At 67.9% G+C, this 16,166-nt stretch carries 14 protein-coding genes and 1 pseudogene; all 15 read right to left on the reverse strand.

All coding sequences use genetic code 11. From position 1 onward, the window contains the following. Nucleotides 1-4: 4 nt before the first annotated feature. The 15 genes and pseudogenes from AB0K11_RS03775 to AB0K11_RS03845 all read right to left on the reverse strand — a co-directional run bounded on the left by AB0K11_RS03775 (nt 5) and on the right by AB0K11_RS03845 (nt 16,161). A complete protein-coding gene (locus AB0K11_RS03775) occupies nt 5-1,513 on the reverse strand; it encodes an adenylate/guanylate cyclase domain-containing protein (protein ID WP_364972339.1) in 1,509 nt (502 codons plus the stop codon). Nucleotides 1,514-1,659: 146 nt separating this feature from the next. After that, nucleotides 1,660-3,144: pseudogene (pknB, locus tag AB0K11_RS03780) on the reverse strand (Stk1 family PASTA domain-containing Ser/Thr kinase); the annotation flags it as partial. 156 nt (nt 3,145-3,300) lie between these two features. After that, on the reverse strand, nt 3,301-3,918 hold the full coding sequence (locus tag AB0K11_RS03785) for a GNAT family N-acetyltransferase (protein WP_364972342.1): 618 nt from the start codon (nt 3,916-3,918) through the stop codon (nt 3,301-3,303). Between the two features lie 182 nt (nt 3,919-4,100). Further along, nucleotides 4,101-5,354 carry a hypothetical protein gene (locus tag AB0K11_RS03790; protein ID WP_364972345.1) on the reverse strand — a complete coding sequence of 418 codons (1,254 nt, stop codon included), beginning with the start codon at nt 5,352-5,354 and terminating at the stop codon, nt 4,101-4,103. 171 nt (nt 5,355-5,525) lie between these two features. Beyond that, nucleotides 5,526-6,407, reverse strand: a complete 882-nt coding sequence (locus tag AB0K11_RS03795; protein ID WP_364972347.1) for an SDR family oxidoreductase — start codon at nt 6,405-6,407, stop codon at nt 5,526-5,528. A 176-nt stretch (nt 6,408-6,583) separates the two neighbouring features. Beyond that, nucleotides 6,584-8,203 carry a chaperonin GroEL gene (gene groL, locus AB0K11_RS03800; protein WP_364972349.1) on the reverse strand — a complete coding sequence of 540 codons (1,620 nt, stop codon included), beginning with the start codon at nt 8,201-8,203 and terminating at the stop codon, nt 6,584-6,586. Between the two features lie 120 nt (nt 8,204-8,323). Next, complete coding sequence (groES, locus tag AB0K11_RS03805) at nt 8,324-8,626, reverse strand: co-chaperone GroES (RefSeq protein WP_045384501.1); 303 nt, start codon at nt 8,624-8,626, stop codon at nt 8,324-8,326. 179 nt (nt 8,627-8,805) lie between these two features. Further along, complete coding sequence (locus AB0K11_RS03810; protein ID WP_364972352.1) at nt 8,806-9,798, reverse strand: alpha/beta hydrolase; 993 nt, start codon at nt 9,796-9,798, stop codon at nt 8,806-8,808. A gap of 80 nt (nt 9,799-9,878) precedes the next feature. Further along, nucleotides 9,879-10,904, reverse strand: coding sequence for a tRNA (adenosine(37)-N6)-threonylcarbamoyltransferase complex transferase subunit TsaD (gene tsaD, locus AB0K11_RS03815; protein ID WP_364972355.1), 1,026 nt, complete (start codon nt 10,902-10,904; stop codon nt 9,879-9,881). Further along, a complete protein-coding gene (rimI, locus tag AB0K11_RS03820) occupies nt 10,901-11,353 on the reverse strand; it encodes a ribosomal protein S18-alanine N-acetyltransferase (protein ID WP_364972358.1) in 453 nt (150 codons plus the stop codon). Before rimI ends, tsaD begins: the two co-directional genes overlap by 4 nt. Continuing rightward, on the reverse strand, nt 11,350-11,985 hold the full coding sequence (gene tsaB / locus AB0K11_RS03825) for a tRNA (adenosine(37)-N6)-threonylcarbamoyltransferase complex dimerization subunit type 1 TsaB (protein ID WP_364972361.1): 636 nt from the start codon (nt 11,983-11,985) through the stop codon (nt 11,350-11,352). Before tsaB ends, rimI begins: the two co-directional genes overlap by 4 nt. Continuing rightward, on the reverse strand, nt 11,982-12,449 hold the full coding sequence (gene tsaE / locus AB0K11_RS03830; protein ID WP_364972364.1) for a tRNA (adenosine(37)-N6)-threonylcarbamoyltransferase complex ATPase subunit type 1 TsaE: 468 nt from the start codon (nt 12,447-12,449) through the stop codon (nt 11,982-11,984). Before tsaE ends, tsaB begins: the two co-directional genes overlap by 4 nt. Beyond that, nucleotides 12,442-13,560, reverse strand: coding sequence for an alpha/beta hydrolase (locus AB0K11_RS03835; protein ID WP_364972367.1), 1,119 nt, complete (start codon nt 13,558-13,560; stop codon nt 12,442-12,444). The genes tsaE and AB0K11_RS03835 overlap by 8 nt, the downstream gene beginning before the upstream one ends. Then, entirely contained in the window at nt 13,557-14,723 is a 1,167-nt protein-coding gene (alr, locus tag AB0K11_RS03840; protein ID WP_364972370.1) for an alanine racemase, read from the reverse strand. Before alr ends, AB0K11_RS03835 begins: the two co-directional genes overlap by 4 nt. A 55-nt stretch (nt 14,724-14,778) precedes the next feature. Next, a complete protein-coding gene (locus AB0K11_RS03845) occupies nt 14,779-16,161 on the reverse strand; it encodes a glutamate decarboxylase (protein ID WP_364972372.1) in 1,383 nt (460 codons plus the stop codon). Nucleotides 16,162-16,166 lie beyond the last annotated feature (5 nt).

Below are 16,166 nucleotides of genomic sequence, written 5' to 3' on the forward strand. Positions count from 1 at the left end.
CGCGTTAAGAGGCGAAGCCGGCAGGCACGCCGAACACCTGCACCTCGACTGTTTTTCCCTTCACGGCATGGAATCCACGGTCGATCAGTCCGGGCGGCCGAACGGTCAGGGCGCCGACGCACTGGTGGGTGAGCAGAATCGCATCGCCGGTGGTCTTGGTGAGCTGCTCGACGCGCGCGGCGACGTTGACAGTGTCGCCGATCAGTGTGAATTCGAGCTTGCCTCCGCCACCGATGGTTCCGGCGATCACCGAACCCGTGTTGACACCGATGCCGATCCGGAGGCCGTCGCCGAATCGTTCGGCGACGAGGCGGTGGATCGAGACCGCGGCCGACACGGCGGCGTCGGCATGGTCGGCCAGGTCGTTGGGGGCGCCGAAGACGGCCAGCGCGCCGTCGCCCAGGAACTTGTTCACATGGCCGCCGGCGTCGACGACGGCAGGCACCACGATCCCGAAGAGCGCATTGAGGCGGGCGACGGTGTCCTCGGCGGTGTTCGCCTCCGCGAACGGGGTGAAATCGCGGATGTCGACGAACATCACCGTCACCTGGCGCCGTTCACCGGTGAACACGTCGTCGCCCTGCTGCAACAGCCGCGTCGCCAGATCCGGATCGACGTAGGTCCCGAACGCGACCTGAAGTCGTTGTCGTTCAGCCAAACCCGCCTGCATACGGTTGAACGACGCTGCCAGCGCGCCCAGGTCGTCGTCCTGAACCACCGGCAGACGTCGGCCGTAGTCACCGACGGCAACACGTTCAGTCCCTTCGGCGAGGTCGCGGATCGGTCGTAGGAAGGGCGAGATCGTCATGACCGCGACCGGCCCGGAGATGAGGGTCAATGCACATCCGATCACGACGGAGACGACGGGGTCGTCACGGGCACGGTCGATCACGGACGCCGTCATCGCGGCCCCAGTGGCGAATGCGAACGCCATCGCGAGCATGGTGAGGTTGGACCAGACGGCAAATGTCGGGTGAGAGCGCGGCAGGGAGTCGCCGATTCCTGTGTCACCCGCGATGGCGGCCCGCGCCGGCCGCAGCGATCCCTCACTGAAGCTGTGCACACCGATCACCCCGATGGCCGCTCCGTACAGGGCACCGACAACCCCGTATTGGGCCAGTCGCCACCCGGTCGCGCCGGCAATCGTGGCGACGACGAGCCCGAGGCAAGCCGCCCAGACGACATCGGTTGCGAGCACTCGGGCGGTCGTCCTCCGCGCGTAGATGAAGGTGGCGCGTAGCGCTTCCACCGGATCGACCTCGTGGCCTGCTGCCCACTTCTCGATCAGCCGCAACTGCTCCGAGCCCGGAAGAATCAGGAGGTAAACCCGCACCAGCATTGCGACACTGGTGATGACCGCCGCCTCGACATAGCGATCGGATCCCTCGAAGGCGACGATGATCAACGGGTAGGCAAGATAGACCGAGAGCCCCGCGGGGTATATGAGGGCACAGATCGCCCATGAGTAGATCGGCCCGTACCGATCCCACACCCACTGAAAGATCCGGTCCATGTCGCGACACTAAAGCGTCCGCCCGATGGACCTGCCGCTATTGGTGGAGCCCCACCTTTCCTGAGCGTCTACTCGTCCAGATGATGGCCGTACCCGTGATCCTCGTCGACGGTGAGCGCACGGTCGCCGCGAGATCAGGGATCGGGAGTCAGAGGACCGGAACCCAGCACGATGGTGATCTCGGTGGTTGTCGCGGTCGTTCGGTAAGCCGGGGGATTCGTGCCCACGACGCGGTCCTTCAGCTCCGGTGATGACGGTAACGACGCCTGCTGGAACTGCCCGAAACCTGCGTCCGTCAGCTCGCGAACGGCATCGGCATAGGTCATCGACCGCACCTCGGGCACCGTTACCTGCGCACCACCGGTCGAGACGTCGGGGACGGGACCCGTCGACACATTGAGCGTGATCTCTTGCCCGGCGCTGACCGCGGTATCGGCGCCGGGGTTGGTGGTGATCACAAGACCGGGCGGTACGGTGACGTCCGCGATCTCCAGGATGCGGGTCTTGAAGCCGCCGTTCTGCAGGACGGCGACCGCATCGGCCGAAGTCCTCCCGTTCACATCGGGAACCGCCACGTCGCGGGAATTGCCTGCAAGGACGTTGATCCCGATCCCACCCCCGATGATGAGGACAGCCAGCACCGCGACCGCGATCAGCCAACGCCTGGTCGACCGGCCTGCGTGACCCGACTGCTGTGTCACCAACTGCTCTGTCGGCGGATTCCTGTCGGACGTGCCGGCCAGCGCTGAGTCGCCGTCGGCGGCGATCCCCGCCATTGAGGCGTACGGGGTCAGTCCACGATGCACGCGAACGAGGTCGGTGCGCATTTCTGCGGCGGTCTGATAACGATTGTCGGGGTTCTTGGCCATCGCCTTGAGCACCACGGCGTCCAGGTCGGGGGTGAGCTCACTGTTGAGCGTCGACGGCGCAACCGGCTCTTCCTGAACGTGCTGGTACGCGACCGCCACGGCCGAATCCCCTGCGAACGGCGGTTCGCCGGTGGAGATTTCGTAGAGCACACACCCCAGCGAGTACACGTCGGCCCTGGCGTCGACGCGAAGGCCGCGGGCCTGTTCGGGCGACAGGTACTGGGCGGTGCCGATCACCGCGCCGGTCTGAGTGACGCCCACGTCGCTGTCGGCGATCGCCTTGGCGATACCGAAGTCCACCACCTTCACCGAGCCGGCCGTGCCGATCATGATGTTGGCCGGCTTGACGTCGCGATGGATGATCCCGCGCTGGTGACTGAAGTTCAGCGCCCGGCACGCATCAGCGATCACCTCGATGGCCTGCCGTTGGCGCATGGCCCCGTGGCTACGCACGTAATCGCGCAACGTCACACCGTCGACGTACTCCATCACGATGTAGGACAGCGTCCCGCTCGGCGTCTGCACCTCACCGGTGTCATAGACGGCCGCGATGGCAGGGTGGTTCAACGATGCCGCATTCTGCGCTTCTCGCTGGAACCGCACACTGACGCTGGGGTCCTGGGCGAGGTCGAGACGGAGCAGTTTGATCGCGACGTCACGATGCAACCGCAGATCGCGGGCCAGGTGGACTTCGGACATACCACCCAGGCCGAGGATCTCGCCGAGTTCGTACCTGCCCGACAGGCGCCGCGGAGAAGTCATGGCGATGTCCCGGTCGTCGCTGGCGGGGTGGGGTCCTCGGCCGGCGGCGCACTGCCCATGGGCAAATCCGGTGCCACCTGCCGATCGTGGCACGTTTCGGCCGCATCCGCCCTCAGAGCCGAGATGTCGGCGAACGAGCGGGTGAGACCTGGTGAGTCACCCGACCTCGAATGGACGTCGCCACATGGCATAGAGGGCCGGGGAATCCGCGACGGCCAGCTCGCGCACCAACTCGAATCCATGACGCTCGTAGATGCGCCGATTCTCGGGACACGAGGCTTCGAGATAGGCAGGCATGTGATCGCGGTCGGCCTGGCTGAGCACCGCCGCGAGTAACGCGGTGCCGATGCCTTGTCCCTGCCCGGCCGGCTCGACACCCATGAACGCCAGGTACCAGCAATCGTCCGTGGGGTGGTTGTCGTCGAGTACCGCGAACAATTGCGTCATCCGCGCCGCAGAGGCTTCGTCTCCGGCACTTTCCACGAGCTCCCGACCGAAACGCTCGGCGTCCTCCTCGGTGACCAACTGCTCACCCGGCGGCAGCCACAGGGCCGCCCCGGAGCCGCCACCCGCCGCATACACCCCGCCGTGCGGCCAGCACGCATTGACGAAGCTCGAATAGAAGACCGACGCGCTGCGGCGTCGTTGGGCATCGTCGGGAACCAGCCACCGGTAAATGCGGTCGTCGAAGAAGGCTTTACACAAGGTGGTGACGACCTGGGCGCGCTCGCCGTCGGTTGCGGGATGAGCCGCCACCATCCCCGCTGCTGTCATGACGCCACCCACTCAGGGTCGGACTCGTTCACCGAGTTGACTACCGACAGTGAACACCTTCGAATCGGCGACCGGCCGTGTTTGGACAGTTCGCGCGCTGATGGGACGTGAGCGTTTCCCGTTACATCGGTGATCCGGCACCGTAGTAGTCAGCGGTGTCGACCCACGTCTGTCGGTGGAGCTCAGAGCCGCAGGAGCGCGGCAACCTGTTGGGCATCCTCACGGCAGTAATCGCGAAGTGCCATGAGTCCCACCCACAGTGGTACTGAGAGTTGTGAACGTGCCGAGGCGGACCGCAGTACCGCCTCGAGGTACTCGAGCAGGTCCATCACGGACGTGATCTGTCGATGCCTCAACGGCTGATGCTCGTCGAGTCCGCGGTCGACTTCGGCGTTGTTGGGAATGAGGTGCACGTAGTCGACGTCGAGCAGAGCGATCGCCACGAACTCGGGTTTTCCTCCGCGGTAAACGTTGCGGAAGAAGGCCAGGAGTTGACTTCGGAGGAACACCTTGTTGTCCGGGTCGACGCCTCGACGCAAGGACTCCTCGCAGAACTCCCGGTGCATTGCCCGCAGCACCGTAGCTCTCAGGGTGTCGCCCGGCCGGTAGTCGGCCCAATCGCACGATCCCGATCCGGTCGGTGCGAGCAGACCCCGGGCCACCATGGCTCGAGCGTTCTGCCGCCAAAAGACGAGGTGGCGGTCGCGGGTGAAACCGAGGACGCTGACCCCCAATCCGTTCGCGAACGGATACGTCCCGAGTTCGTCCAGGCGGCGGGCGTCTCCATGCTCGGTGGCCGGGTAGTTCAGGTCGAAGAACACTCGCGGCTTCTCCGACTCTGCGAGCAGGATTCGCGCCCGACACAGTTCGTTGGTGAGGAATGCCTCGTAGTAGGACGTGCGAAAGACTCTGACCGATTTTGCCGTCGTCAGCACCGGCGAACAGAACCCGAGCTTTGGTTCGTTCCGGAAATCACGGTCGATGTATTTGCGTCCGAAATACCGCAACACCGATTCGACCTCGGTGCGCTGCTCGCGCAGCCGTGCGAGCAGTGCAGTGCCGAACGCCGGATCGACCTCGAGCGGCCAGTCGGCACCGGCCGTGCGCAGGTGAGCGTTGAGGTGCCGCGAATAGAGAATCGCCGCTGAGGGCACGCTCGAGTCACAGACGAGCTGGAACCCGTCGGCCTCTTCGTCGCGAGAGGGGAGCATCTGCCGTAGATGGTTATCGCGAACCTTCGTCTGCACTTCCAACCGCGGCACCACGGCGAGGCCTCGGTACAACTGCCACGCCGACGCGCAGAGCCCCGCGATTCCGGCGACGGTGAAGAGAATGATCTTGCTCGGATCGAACACCGCCGCCGCGATCCCCAGAGCCAGACTGACAGTGCTGGCAACGAGGAGCAGACCCCGGCGTGGATTGAGTCTTGCGGCCACGAAGATCAGTCGATCCAAGCGGCCGGCAGCCGTTCTTGGCAACTTGTGAACTAGCGGCATCGGTGATCCATCGGCGCGTCCCTCCCCCGAGTCGTCGGCTCAACTTAGCGGATGCGTCGCAGCTAAGAGCGAATGCGAACGTGGCGAACGCCTTTCCGAAACGCCGAACAGCTATCCGGCGTCTTCGGGAATCCGTGTCCGCAGCACTTCCGGCTCCACGGCGCGGTGAAAGCCACGGAAGGCGTCGCCGGCCACGTTGCCACCGACTCGCATCGCGTTGGGATTGAGCGACGCACCGCCGTCGATGCGGATACAGCTACCGGTGAGGTATGCCGCCGCCGGGGATAGCAGGTAGACGATGGCAGCAGCGACCTCCGCTTCCTGAGCGAAGCGCTTCAGTGGTGTCACCCCGATCGAAGCGCCGACGAGTGGACCCGCGATGTCAGGGTCGTAGGTGTCGAGGCCAGAGGACGCGACATAGCCCGGCGCTACCGCGTTAACACGCACGCCTGGTGCCCACTCGAGCGCAAGGGTCTGGGTGAGATTCAACATTCCGGCTCGCGCCGCGCCGGAGTGAGCCATCAGCGGCATACCGTCCCATACGTTCGCGAGCATGTTGACGATCGCACCGCCGCCGGCTTTCATGGCCTGCCCGTACACCTCTCGGGACACCAAGAAGCCACCGGTCAGATTCGTCGCGAGAACCGTCTCCCATCCCTTCTTGCTGATCGCCTCCGCCGGCATTGGGAATTGGCCGCCGGCGTTGTTCACCAACCCATCGATGTGGTTGTGTTCTCTGAGGATCGCCGCAACGGCTGAGCGAACAGCGTCCTCATCGCGCACATCGAAGTCGTAGACCGCGGCGTTGCCGCCATCCTCGTGAATTTCGTCGGCTGTCCGCCTCAGCTTCTCCAGCTTGCGGCCAGTTATCACCACTTCGGCGCCAAGGCTTGCCAATTCGTGAGCCACGCAACGACCGATTCCGGATCCGCCTCCGGTGACGACAACCGTCTGCCCGTCGAACAAACCTGGTCGAAAGATGGACGCGTACATGCTCCCCCCGGCATTGCCACTGGTCTTGAGCCTGGGCGTGGGCCCGGGAACTTCCACAGTGTGACCGAAAGTCAGGAATGCCGACGGGAAACCGCCACATGATCAGCGCTACCGCTCCGAAGAACGAAAACACCCCCGGCCTAGCGACCGGGGGTGTCTCGTACTACCTGTGTGATCTAGTGCGCGTGGCCGTGGTGGCCGTGCCCGTGATCCTCGTCATCAGCCGGCTTGTCGACGATCGCCGTCTCGGTGGTCAGGATCATGCGTGCCACCGACGCGGCATTGAGCACCGCGGACCGGGTGACCTTGACCGGGTCGACGATGCCGTCCTCGGACAGGTCGCCGTAGGTCAGCGTGGCCGCATTGAAGCCCTGTCCGTTCGGCAGGCCCGACACCTTGTTGGTCACCACGGCGCCGTCGAGACCCGCGTTGGTGGCGATCCAGAACAGCGGAGCCGACAGCGCGGAGGAGAAGACCTCGACGCCGAGCGCCTCGTCGCCGGTGAGCGATCCGCGCAGGCCGTCGAGCGCCGAGCGGGCCTGAACCAGCGCCGCACCGCCGCCGGTGACCACGCCCTCCTCGACCGCCGCCTTGGCCGCCGACACGGCGTCCTCGACGGCTTCCTTGCGCTTCTTCATGTCGGTGTCGGTGGCGGCGCCGACCTTGATCACCGCGACACCGCCGGCCAGCTTGGCCAGCCGCTCCTCGAGCTTCTCGCGGTCCCACTCCGAGTCGGTGGACTCGATCTCCGACCGCAGCTGCTTGGCCCGGTCGGCGATGGCCTCCTTGCCGCCACCGCCGTCGACGATCACGGTGCTGTCCTTGTCGACGACCACGCGCCGGGCCGAACCCAGCACGTCCAGGCCGGCCTCCCGCAGCACCAGGCCGACGTCGGGATTGACCACCTGCGCGCCCGTGACGATGCCGAGGTCCTCCAGGAACGCCTTGCGGCGGTCACCGAAGAACGGCGCCTTGACGGCGACGGCCTTGAGCGTCTTGCGGATGGCGTTGACCACCAGCGTCGACAGTGCCTCGCCCTCGACGTCCTCGGCGACGATCAGCAGCGGCTTGCCCGACTCGGCGACCTTCTCCAGCAGCGGGAGCAGGTCGGGCAGCGAGCTGAGCTTGTCGCGGTGCAGCAGCACCAGGGCGTCCTCGAGGACCGCCTCCTGCGAATCGAAATCGGTGACGAAGTAGGCCGAGACGAAGCCCTTGTCGAAGCCGACGCCCTCGGTGACCTCGAGCTCGGTGTTCAGTGTCGAGGACTCCTCGACCGTGACGACGCCGTCGGCGCCGACGCGGGTCATCGCCTCGCCGACCAGCTCACCGATCTCCTCGTCGCGCGAGGAGACGGTGGCGACCTGGGCGATCGCCTTCTTGTCGCTGACGGGGGTGGCCGCGGCGAGCAGCGCCTCGGACACAGCGTCGGCGGCCTTGCTGATCCCGGCGCCAAGCGCGATCGGATTGGCGCCGGCGGCCACGTTGCGCAGGCCGGCCCTGATGATGGCCTGGGCCAGCACCGTCGCGGTGGTGGTGCCGTCGCCTGCGACGTCGTTGGTCTTGGTGGCGACGGACTTGACCAGCTGTGCGCCCAGGTTCTCGAACGGGTCCTCGAGGTCGATCTCGCGCGCGATAGTGACACCGTCGTTGGTGACGGTCGGACCGCCCCAGGACTTGGCCAGCACCACGTGGCGGCCGCGCGGGCCCAGTGTCACCTTGACGGCGTCGGCGAGCTTGTCGACGCCGACCTCCATCGCCCGGCGCGCAGTCTCGTTGAACTCAATCTGCTTGCTCATAGAACTGCTTCCTGCTTGAACGGATGTCGTTGAAGAAAGGGGGTGCGAAAGAAGAGATGGAACGCATGCCGCCCCGGACATCACCCGCGAATACGGGGATCTCCGGGGCGGAACACGTCACTACTTGGAGACGACTGCCAGCACGTCACGCGCCGACAGGATCAGGTATTCCTCGCCGTTGTACTTGATCTCGGTGCCGCCGTACTTGCTGTAGATGACGGTGTCACCTTCCGAGACGTCCAGCGGGATTCGCTTCTCGCCGTCCTCGTCCCAGCGGCCGGGGCCGACAGCGACGACGGTGCCTTCCTGAGGCTTCTCCTTGGCGGTGTCGGGGATGACCAGACCGGAAGCGGTCGTGGTCTCGGCCTCATTGGCCTGTACGAGGATCTTGTCCTCGAGTGGCTTGATGTTCACGCTCGCCACGATGGAGCCCTCCACTATTTCGGGTGTAGATCCGGGCACACCCCGGACCTGTGTGTTACCAGGTGTTCGGCATGCGTCCGGTTCGTGCGCCGTCGTCGCGGGTGCCGGCGCAGGGGTTGGCCGCCTGCCACCTAGCACTCTATACATGCGAGTGCTAGCACTCAAGGCTCGGGTAGTGCCTATCGCGAATGGAGAACGCGAAGGTCACCGAAGAATGCGGTCACCAGCGGATTGAGCATGTCCGCCCGCTCCCACTGCAGGAAGTGGCCCGCCCCCGGCACCACGACCGGTCCGGCGCGATCGGTGAACGCCACCTCGCAGGTGTGCAGGAAGTCGGGGCCGATGACATGGTCGTCCATGCCGTAGAGGATCAGGGTCGGCACGTCGACCTTGCGGTCCAGGATCGGCGGTTCACTCATCGGCCTTCCGTGCATCAGCTGGTAACACGCCCAGCCGGCACGCATCCGCTCCTCGGTGGTGAAGGGCTCGGTCATGAAGTCGGTGTCGGCGGCGCTGAACGTGCCAGGCGACGCCCACAGCCGGTGGCCGTACATCCCGCCGATGTACCGCCTGCGTTTGGCCGGTGAATCGAGTTCCGCCGCCAGCGCATCCGGTGTCACACCCTGCAGATGGCGGTAGTCGGCGGTCGGTCCGTCGCCGAGCGCGAGTATCGATGCGACGTCGATGCCCGCCGCCACGAAGTCGTCGAACACGAACGGCGGCACGGTGTTGAAGTAGACGAGCTTGTCCACGAAGCCGGGATACCGGTGCACCATGTCGACGGCGATCGCGCCGCCCAGATCACCGCAGACGACGCCGCACCGCTCGTGACCGAGCACGTCGTGGACGAGCAGGTACAGGTCGCGGCTCCACGCCGCGAGGTCGTATACGTCGTCGGCCGAGAGGTCGGAGTCGCCGAAGCCGCGCAGGTCGGGAGCGATCACCTCGTGGCCGGCCGCGGCCAGCGGACCGATGTTGCGCCACCAGATCCGCTTCGTCTCGGGATACCCGTGCACCAGCAACAACGGGTAGCCGCCGAGGCCTTCGTGCACGAACGCGAGAGACAACCCGTCGCGGTGCTCGCTCGCGGGAACGTGGCGGCGGTGGATCTCGAACGCGTCCGGCGCGGGTGTCGCCGGCTGTGCAGGTCGCAACCGCAGGTCGTAGTGCACGGCAGCGAGTCTGCCGCACCCGCCGTCAGATGTTCGCGGATCGAACAACAGGTGCGCGGCGGTTCAGCCGGCCTGTTGAATCACGCCACCTGACCCTTGACGACCGGCAGACCCGGATCGCTGGCCACGTCGAGCGGCGATGGCGCCGCGCCCGCGGCTATCAGATGCGCGGCGAACGAGGCGATCATCGCGCCGTTGTCGGTGCACAGTCGAGGGCGCGGCACACGCAGCGTCAGTCCGGCTGCGGCGCAACGCTCCTCGGCGAGCTCACGCAGCCGCGAATTGGCCGCCACCCCGCCGGCGATAAGCAGTGTCGACACCCCGAGTTCGGTCGCGGCCCGCACCGCCTTGAGTGTCAGCACATCGGCGACGGCCTCCTGGAAGCCCGCCGCGACGTCGGCCTGCGCCGCATCCGGGTGGCTCTCCACATAGCGGGCGACGCTGGTCTTGAGCCCGGAGAAGCTGAACGCGTACGGGTCGTCGCGGGGGCCGGTCATCCCGCGCGGGAAGACGACCGCGTCGCGGTTTCCCTCGCGCGCCAGTTCGTCGAGCACCCTGCCACCGGGGTAGCCGAGCCCGAGCAGGCGTGCGACCTTGTCGTAGGCCTCCCCCGCCGCGTCGTCCACGGTGCTGCCCAGTTCGAGGATCGGCTCGCCGAGCGAACGGACGTGCAGCAGGTGGGTGTGCCCGCCCGAGACCAGCAGCCCGACACACTCCGGCAGCGGGCCGTGGTCGTAGACATCGGCGGCGAGGTGCCCGCCGAGGTGGTTGACGGCGTAGAACGGCACCTGCCAGGCGGCCGCATACGCCTTCGCCGCGGCCACCCCGACCAGCAGCGCCCCGGCCAGCCCGGGTCCGATGGTGGCCGCCACGACGTCGGGCCTGCGCACACCGGCGGCTTCCAGCGCCCTCCGCATCGTCGGGCCGAGCGCCTCGAGGTGTGCCCGGGAGGCGATCTCCGGCACCACCCCGCCGAACCTGGCGTGCTCGTCGACACTGGACGCGACCTCGTCGGCGAGCAGCCGCACGGCACCGTCGTCGGTCAGTTCGGCGACGCCGACACCGGTCTCGTCGCAGGAGCTCTCGATGGCGCAGATGATGGTCATGGCGGATCGCGCCTCATCGTATAGGCGTCGGCGCCGCTGACCCGGTAATACCGTTTGCGCAGGCCCACCACGACGAAGCCGGAGCTGGTGTAGAGCCCGATCGCCGGGTCGTTGTCCGTGCGCACCTCGAGGAACACCACACCGTCGCCGGCGTGCACGAGCACCTCGTCGAGCAGGCGGCGGCCGATGCCCCGGCCCTGGTACCCGGGGTCGACACCGATGGTGTGGATCTCATACTCGTACGGGGCTTTTCGGCCCAGCCGTGCGATTCCGGCATAGCCGACCAGCGTGTCGTCCACCCGGGCGGCGACGTAGTGGTTGTGCTTGGCGGCCAGTTCGGTGCGAAACGCCTGCGCGGGCCACGGGTCGTCGCCCGGGAACAGCAGGGACTCCAGTTCCGCGCACCGTGCAGCGTCCGTGGGCTGCAGCGGGCCGTAGACGACCGTCATCGCCGTGCCGTCGGGGGCTTCGCATCGGGCCTGCGCAGATACAGCGGCACCAGCGGCGCGGGCTCCGCCTCCCAGTCCGCGACCGCGCGCACCAGCCCGGCCGGCGACGGGTACACCGGAGCCAGGCGCGGCAGGTCGAACAGCACGGCGTGTTCGGGCGAACCGGCCACGGCGCCTGCGCCTGCGGGCACATCGGCCGGTGCACTGACCGCGGGCCCCTCGGTCCGCACGCCGTTGCGGTAGCGCGCCCAGTACACCTCGCGGCGACGGGCGTCGGTGACCACCAGCAGGTCCGCGGCCGCGGACGCGTCCACACCGATGGCATCGAGGCTGCACACCCCGTGCACCGGGATGCCCAGCGCGTGCGCGTATGCGGCGGCGCTCGCCATGCCGACCCGCAGCCCGGTGAACGGCCCGGGGCCGCACCCGACAACGACGGCGTCGAGCGCGTCGACCGCGACGTCCGCCTCGCGCAGCGCCGCGAGCACATTCGGGGTCAGTTGTTCGGCGTGCGCGCGGGCGTCGACGGTGACCCGCTCGGCGAGCACGGTGACCTCGGCACCGGAGCGGCGCACCACACCGGCGCTGACCGCGGGTGTGGCGGTGTCGATGGTCAGGATCAGCGTGCTCACTGCGTGCTCCACCGCCAGACCGCGCTGCGGGTCTCGGTGTGCGCACTGCGTTCGAGCCGGATGTCGAGGTGGTGCTCGGAGAGCCGTTCGGCCAGACCCTCTCCCCATTCGACGACCACCACGGTGTCGTCGAGATCGGTGTCGAGGTCCAGTGAGTCGAGTTCGGCCAGCAGGTCGGCGCCGGGATGGTCGAGCAGCCGGTACATGTCGACGTGCACCATCGCCGGTGCGTCCGGCCGCCGCGCCCGGTGCACGCGGGCCAGCACGAAGGTGGGCGACGTGACCGGCCCGTCGACGTCCATAGCCTGCGCGATCCCCTTGGCCAGCACGGTTTTTCCCGCGCCCAGCGGTCCGGAGAGCACCACCACGTCACCGGCGCGCAACTGTGCGCCCAGCCGCGCGCCCAGGGCGACGGTGTCCTCTGCCGTGGCCAGTTCCGCCGTCCCGCCGGACCGCTCAGCCATGGGGCCGGGTCCGCTCCCGCAGCCGCCGCCCCAGCGCGACGAGCTTGGAGGGGGTGGCGCGCTCGACCAGCCGCACCAGCGCGTCGTCGATGGTCTCCGGCTCTTCGAGCTGCACCAGATGTCCTGCGCCGCCGACGATCACGAGCTCCGACTTGGGCAGTGCCGCGGCCATCTCCTGCGAGTACTCCATCGGGGTCAGCAGATCACGGTCACCGCAGGCGACGAGCGTCGGCACCTTGGCCAGCGTCGCCAGTCCTGCGGTCTCGTCGTGCACCTCGAGCGCGTGCAGGAATTCGACCAGCGTGGCGATCGGGGTGTCGTGCATCATCCGCTCGGAGAACGCCACGATGCTCGGGCTGATCTTCTCGTCGCCGTAGGAGGCCGCCCGCAGCACCGGGCCGATCACCGCGCGCGCCGCACCCCGGGTGCGGTGCACCGCGCCGGGTGCGTAACGCGCCGCGAACCGCACCGCCTCCAGCGCGGGGTTCTTCAGGATCTCTCCCAGCGGAGACCGCGAAACACCCTCGGCGGCAGAGGAGATCAGCGCGGCGCCGACGACGCGGGTGGGATAGCGGTGAGGGAACTGGCGGGCGTGCGACAGCACCGTCATCCCGCCCATCGAATGGCCGACCAGCACCACCGGGCCCTTCGGCGCCGTCACGGCCAGGACGGTGTCGAGATCCTGACCGAGCTGCGTGACGGTGTAGGTGTCCGGTGGCGCCGCACCGGACCGGCCGTGACCACGCTGGTCGTAGAACACCATCCGCACCTGCGGCCCCCACTGCTCGGCCAGACGGGCCCGCTGAAAGTGGAATGCGCCCATGCGCAGACAGAATCCGTGCGCGAACACGACGGTCAACGGCGCGTCCTGGGGCCCGGTCTCGCGGACCGCCAGCGGCACCCCGTCCGTCGTCGTCACCACCGAACTGCGGTCGGCGTCGAGGAGTTCGAAGTCTTCGTCGAGGTGAGGGTCGTCGTCGGTGACCCGCCGGGTCAGCGACCTCACCACCGTCGAACCGGCGAGCCCGCCGACGGCCGCCAGGCCCGCCGCACCGGCCAGCCACCCCGCGCCGCGCAGACGTCCGCGCCTGCGTGCCTGTTCGCCGGTCACTGGGCCGGAACCGCCTGCGGTCCACCGCGGTACACCCTCGCGACCCGGCCCCGTGGACTGGTGACGATCTCGTAGTTGATCGTGCCGAGCAGGTCGGCCCAGTCCTGGGCGGTCGATTCGCCGGCGTCACCCGGACCGAACAGGACGGCCCGGTCCCCCTCGGCGACGTCCACCCGACCCGGGCCGAGGTCGACGACGAACTGGTCCATGCAGATGCGGCCGACGCCCCGCCGCAGCCGTCCCTTGATCAGCACGTCGAGGCGGCCGCCGAGGCTGCGGAAGACACCGTCGGCGTAGCCGATCGGCAGCAACGCGACGGTGGTGTCGCGTTCGGCGATCCAGGTGTGGCCGTAGGAGACACCGTCGCCGGCGCCGATCCTGCGGACCATGGCCACCGGGCATGTCAGCGTCATGGCCGGCCGCAGCCCCATGTCGCCGCGCTCCGGGATCGGCGTCTGCCCGTAGACGGCGATGCCGGGCCGCACCATGTCGTAGGCGAGGTCCGGGCGGGTCAGCGCCGCCGGTGAATTGCACAGGTGCACCACCTCGAAGCGGACGCCGCGATCATCCGCCAGATCGCGCATCTCGGTGAACCGCCGGGCCTGCCGGTCGTTGACCGGGTTGTCCGGTTCGTCGCCGAGCGCGAGGTGCGACATCAGCCCCCGCAACCTGATCGCGTCGTCGGCCTGCGCCCTGCGCAGCGCGTCGAGCAGTGCCGGGTACTCGGCGGGGCTGACACCGTTGCGGCTCAGTCCGGTGTCGGCCTTGACGGTGACCGTGGCGGTGTGTCCGGTGCGGCGGACCGCGTCGAGCAGTTCGTCGAGTTGGCGCACCGAGGACACCGCGATCTGCACGTCGGCCGCCACGGCGGGGGCGAAGTCGGCGCCCGGCGGGTGCAGCCAGGCCAGCACGGGCGCGGTGACGCCGTCGCGGCGCAGCGCCAGCGCCTCGTCGAGGGTGGCCACGCCCAGTTCGGCCGCTCCTGCGGCGAGCGCCGCACGCCCGACGGCACCGGCCCCGTGGCCGTACCCGTCGGCCTTGACGACAGCCATCACCTGCGCCGATCCGGCGCGTTCGCGCAGCACGGCGATGTTGTGGGCGATCGCGTCGAGGTCCACCACCGCCTGCGCGGTGGTGGTGAGGTCGGTCGGCGGCGCAGTCATCTCGTCACCGATTGTCCCAGAGGTCACCGGGGCGCCGCCGGGGCCGCCCGCAGGACTAGTGCGAGAAGGGCTGTATCTCGTCGAACCGGCCGTCGGGTTTGAGCGCGTCGAGGTGACCGAGCACGGTGACGATGTCGTCGTGCAGCGCCCTGGCGAGGTCGGTCGAGAAACCCTCGCGCACCACCACCCGCAGCACCGAGACGTTCTCGGCGCCCTCGGGCATCGTGTAGGCCGGCACCTGCCACCCGTACCCGCGCAGGGCCTGGGAGACGTCGAATTCGGTGTAGCCCGGATCGCCCTTGAGCCGGAAGCTCACCACCGGGATGGCCGAGCCGTCGGTGATCAGCTCGAAGTGCTCGCTGTCGCGCAACTGGTCGCCGAGCCACCGCGCGGTGTGCGACAGGGAATGCATCACCTGGGTGTATCCGGCCCGGCCCAGCCGGATGAAGTTGTAGTACTGCCCCACCACCTGGTTGCCGGGGCGGGAGAAGTTCAGCGTGAAAGTCGGCATGTCGCCGCCGAGGTAGTTCACCCGGAACACCAACTCCTCGGGCAGGTGCTCGGCACTGCGCCACACCACGAACCCGATGCCCGGGTACGTCAGTCCGTACTTGTGGCCGCTGACGTTGATCGACACCACCCGCGGCAGCCGGAAGTCCCACACCAGGTCCGGATGCAGGAACGGCACCACGAACCCGCCACTGGCGGCGTCCACGTGCACCGGGATGTCGAGCTTGCGTGACCCCGCCGCGAGTTCGTCCAGTGCCGCGCAGATCTCGCCGATGGGTTCCAGCTCACCGGTGTAGGTGGTGCCCAGGATCGCCACCACGCCGATGGTGTCCTCGTCGACGTGCTCCAGCACCTGTTCGGTGGTGATGACGTAGCGATCCTCGGCCATCGGCAGGTAGCGCGGTTCGATGTCGAAGTAGCGGCAGAACTTCTCCCACACCACCTGGACGTTGGCGCCCATCACCAGGTTCGGCGTGCGCCCTTTCCAGTCCTCGTTGCGCTGACGCCACCGCCATTTCAGCGCCAGCCCCGCCAGCATCACCGCTTCACTCGAGCCGATCGTCGACACGCCGACGGCGCTCGCCGGTTCGTCGTCGCGCAGGTCTTCGGCGTGGAAGAGGTCGGCGACCATGCACACGCAGCGCTGCTCGATCGCCGCGGTCGCCGGGTACTCGTCCTTATCGATCATGTTCTTGTCGAACGTCTCGGCCATCAGCTTCTCGGCCTCAGGGTCCATCCACGTCGTGACGAACGTCGCGAGGTTGAGCCGCGAGCTGCCGTCGAGCATCAGCTCGTCGTGGATGAACCGGTACGCCGACTGCGGGTCGAGGCACTCCTCGGGCATGCGCAGCGACGGCACCGGCGCCATCGCCAGCCGTCCGGTGTACGCGGGAGAGATGTGGGGGGCGGGCTTGTGCCTGCGCGACATGGCGT

Source organism: Mycobacterium sp. NPDC050551 (genome assembly GCF_040674075.1).
Lineage (GTDB): Bacteria > Actinomycetota > Actinomycetes > Mycobacteriales > Mycobacteriaceae > Mycobacterium.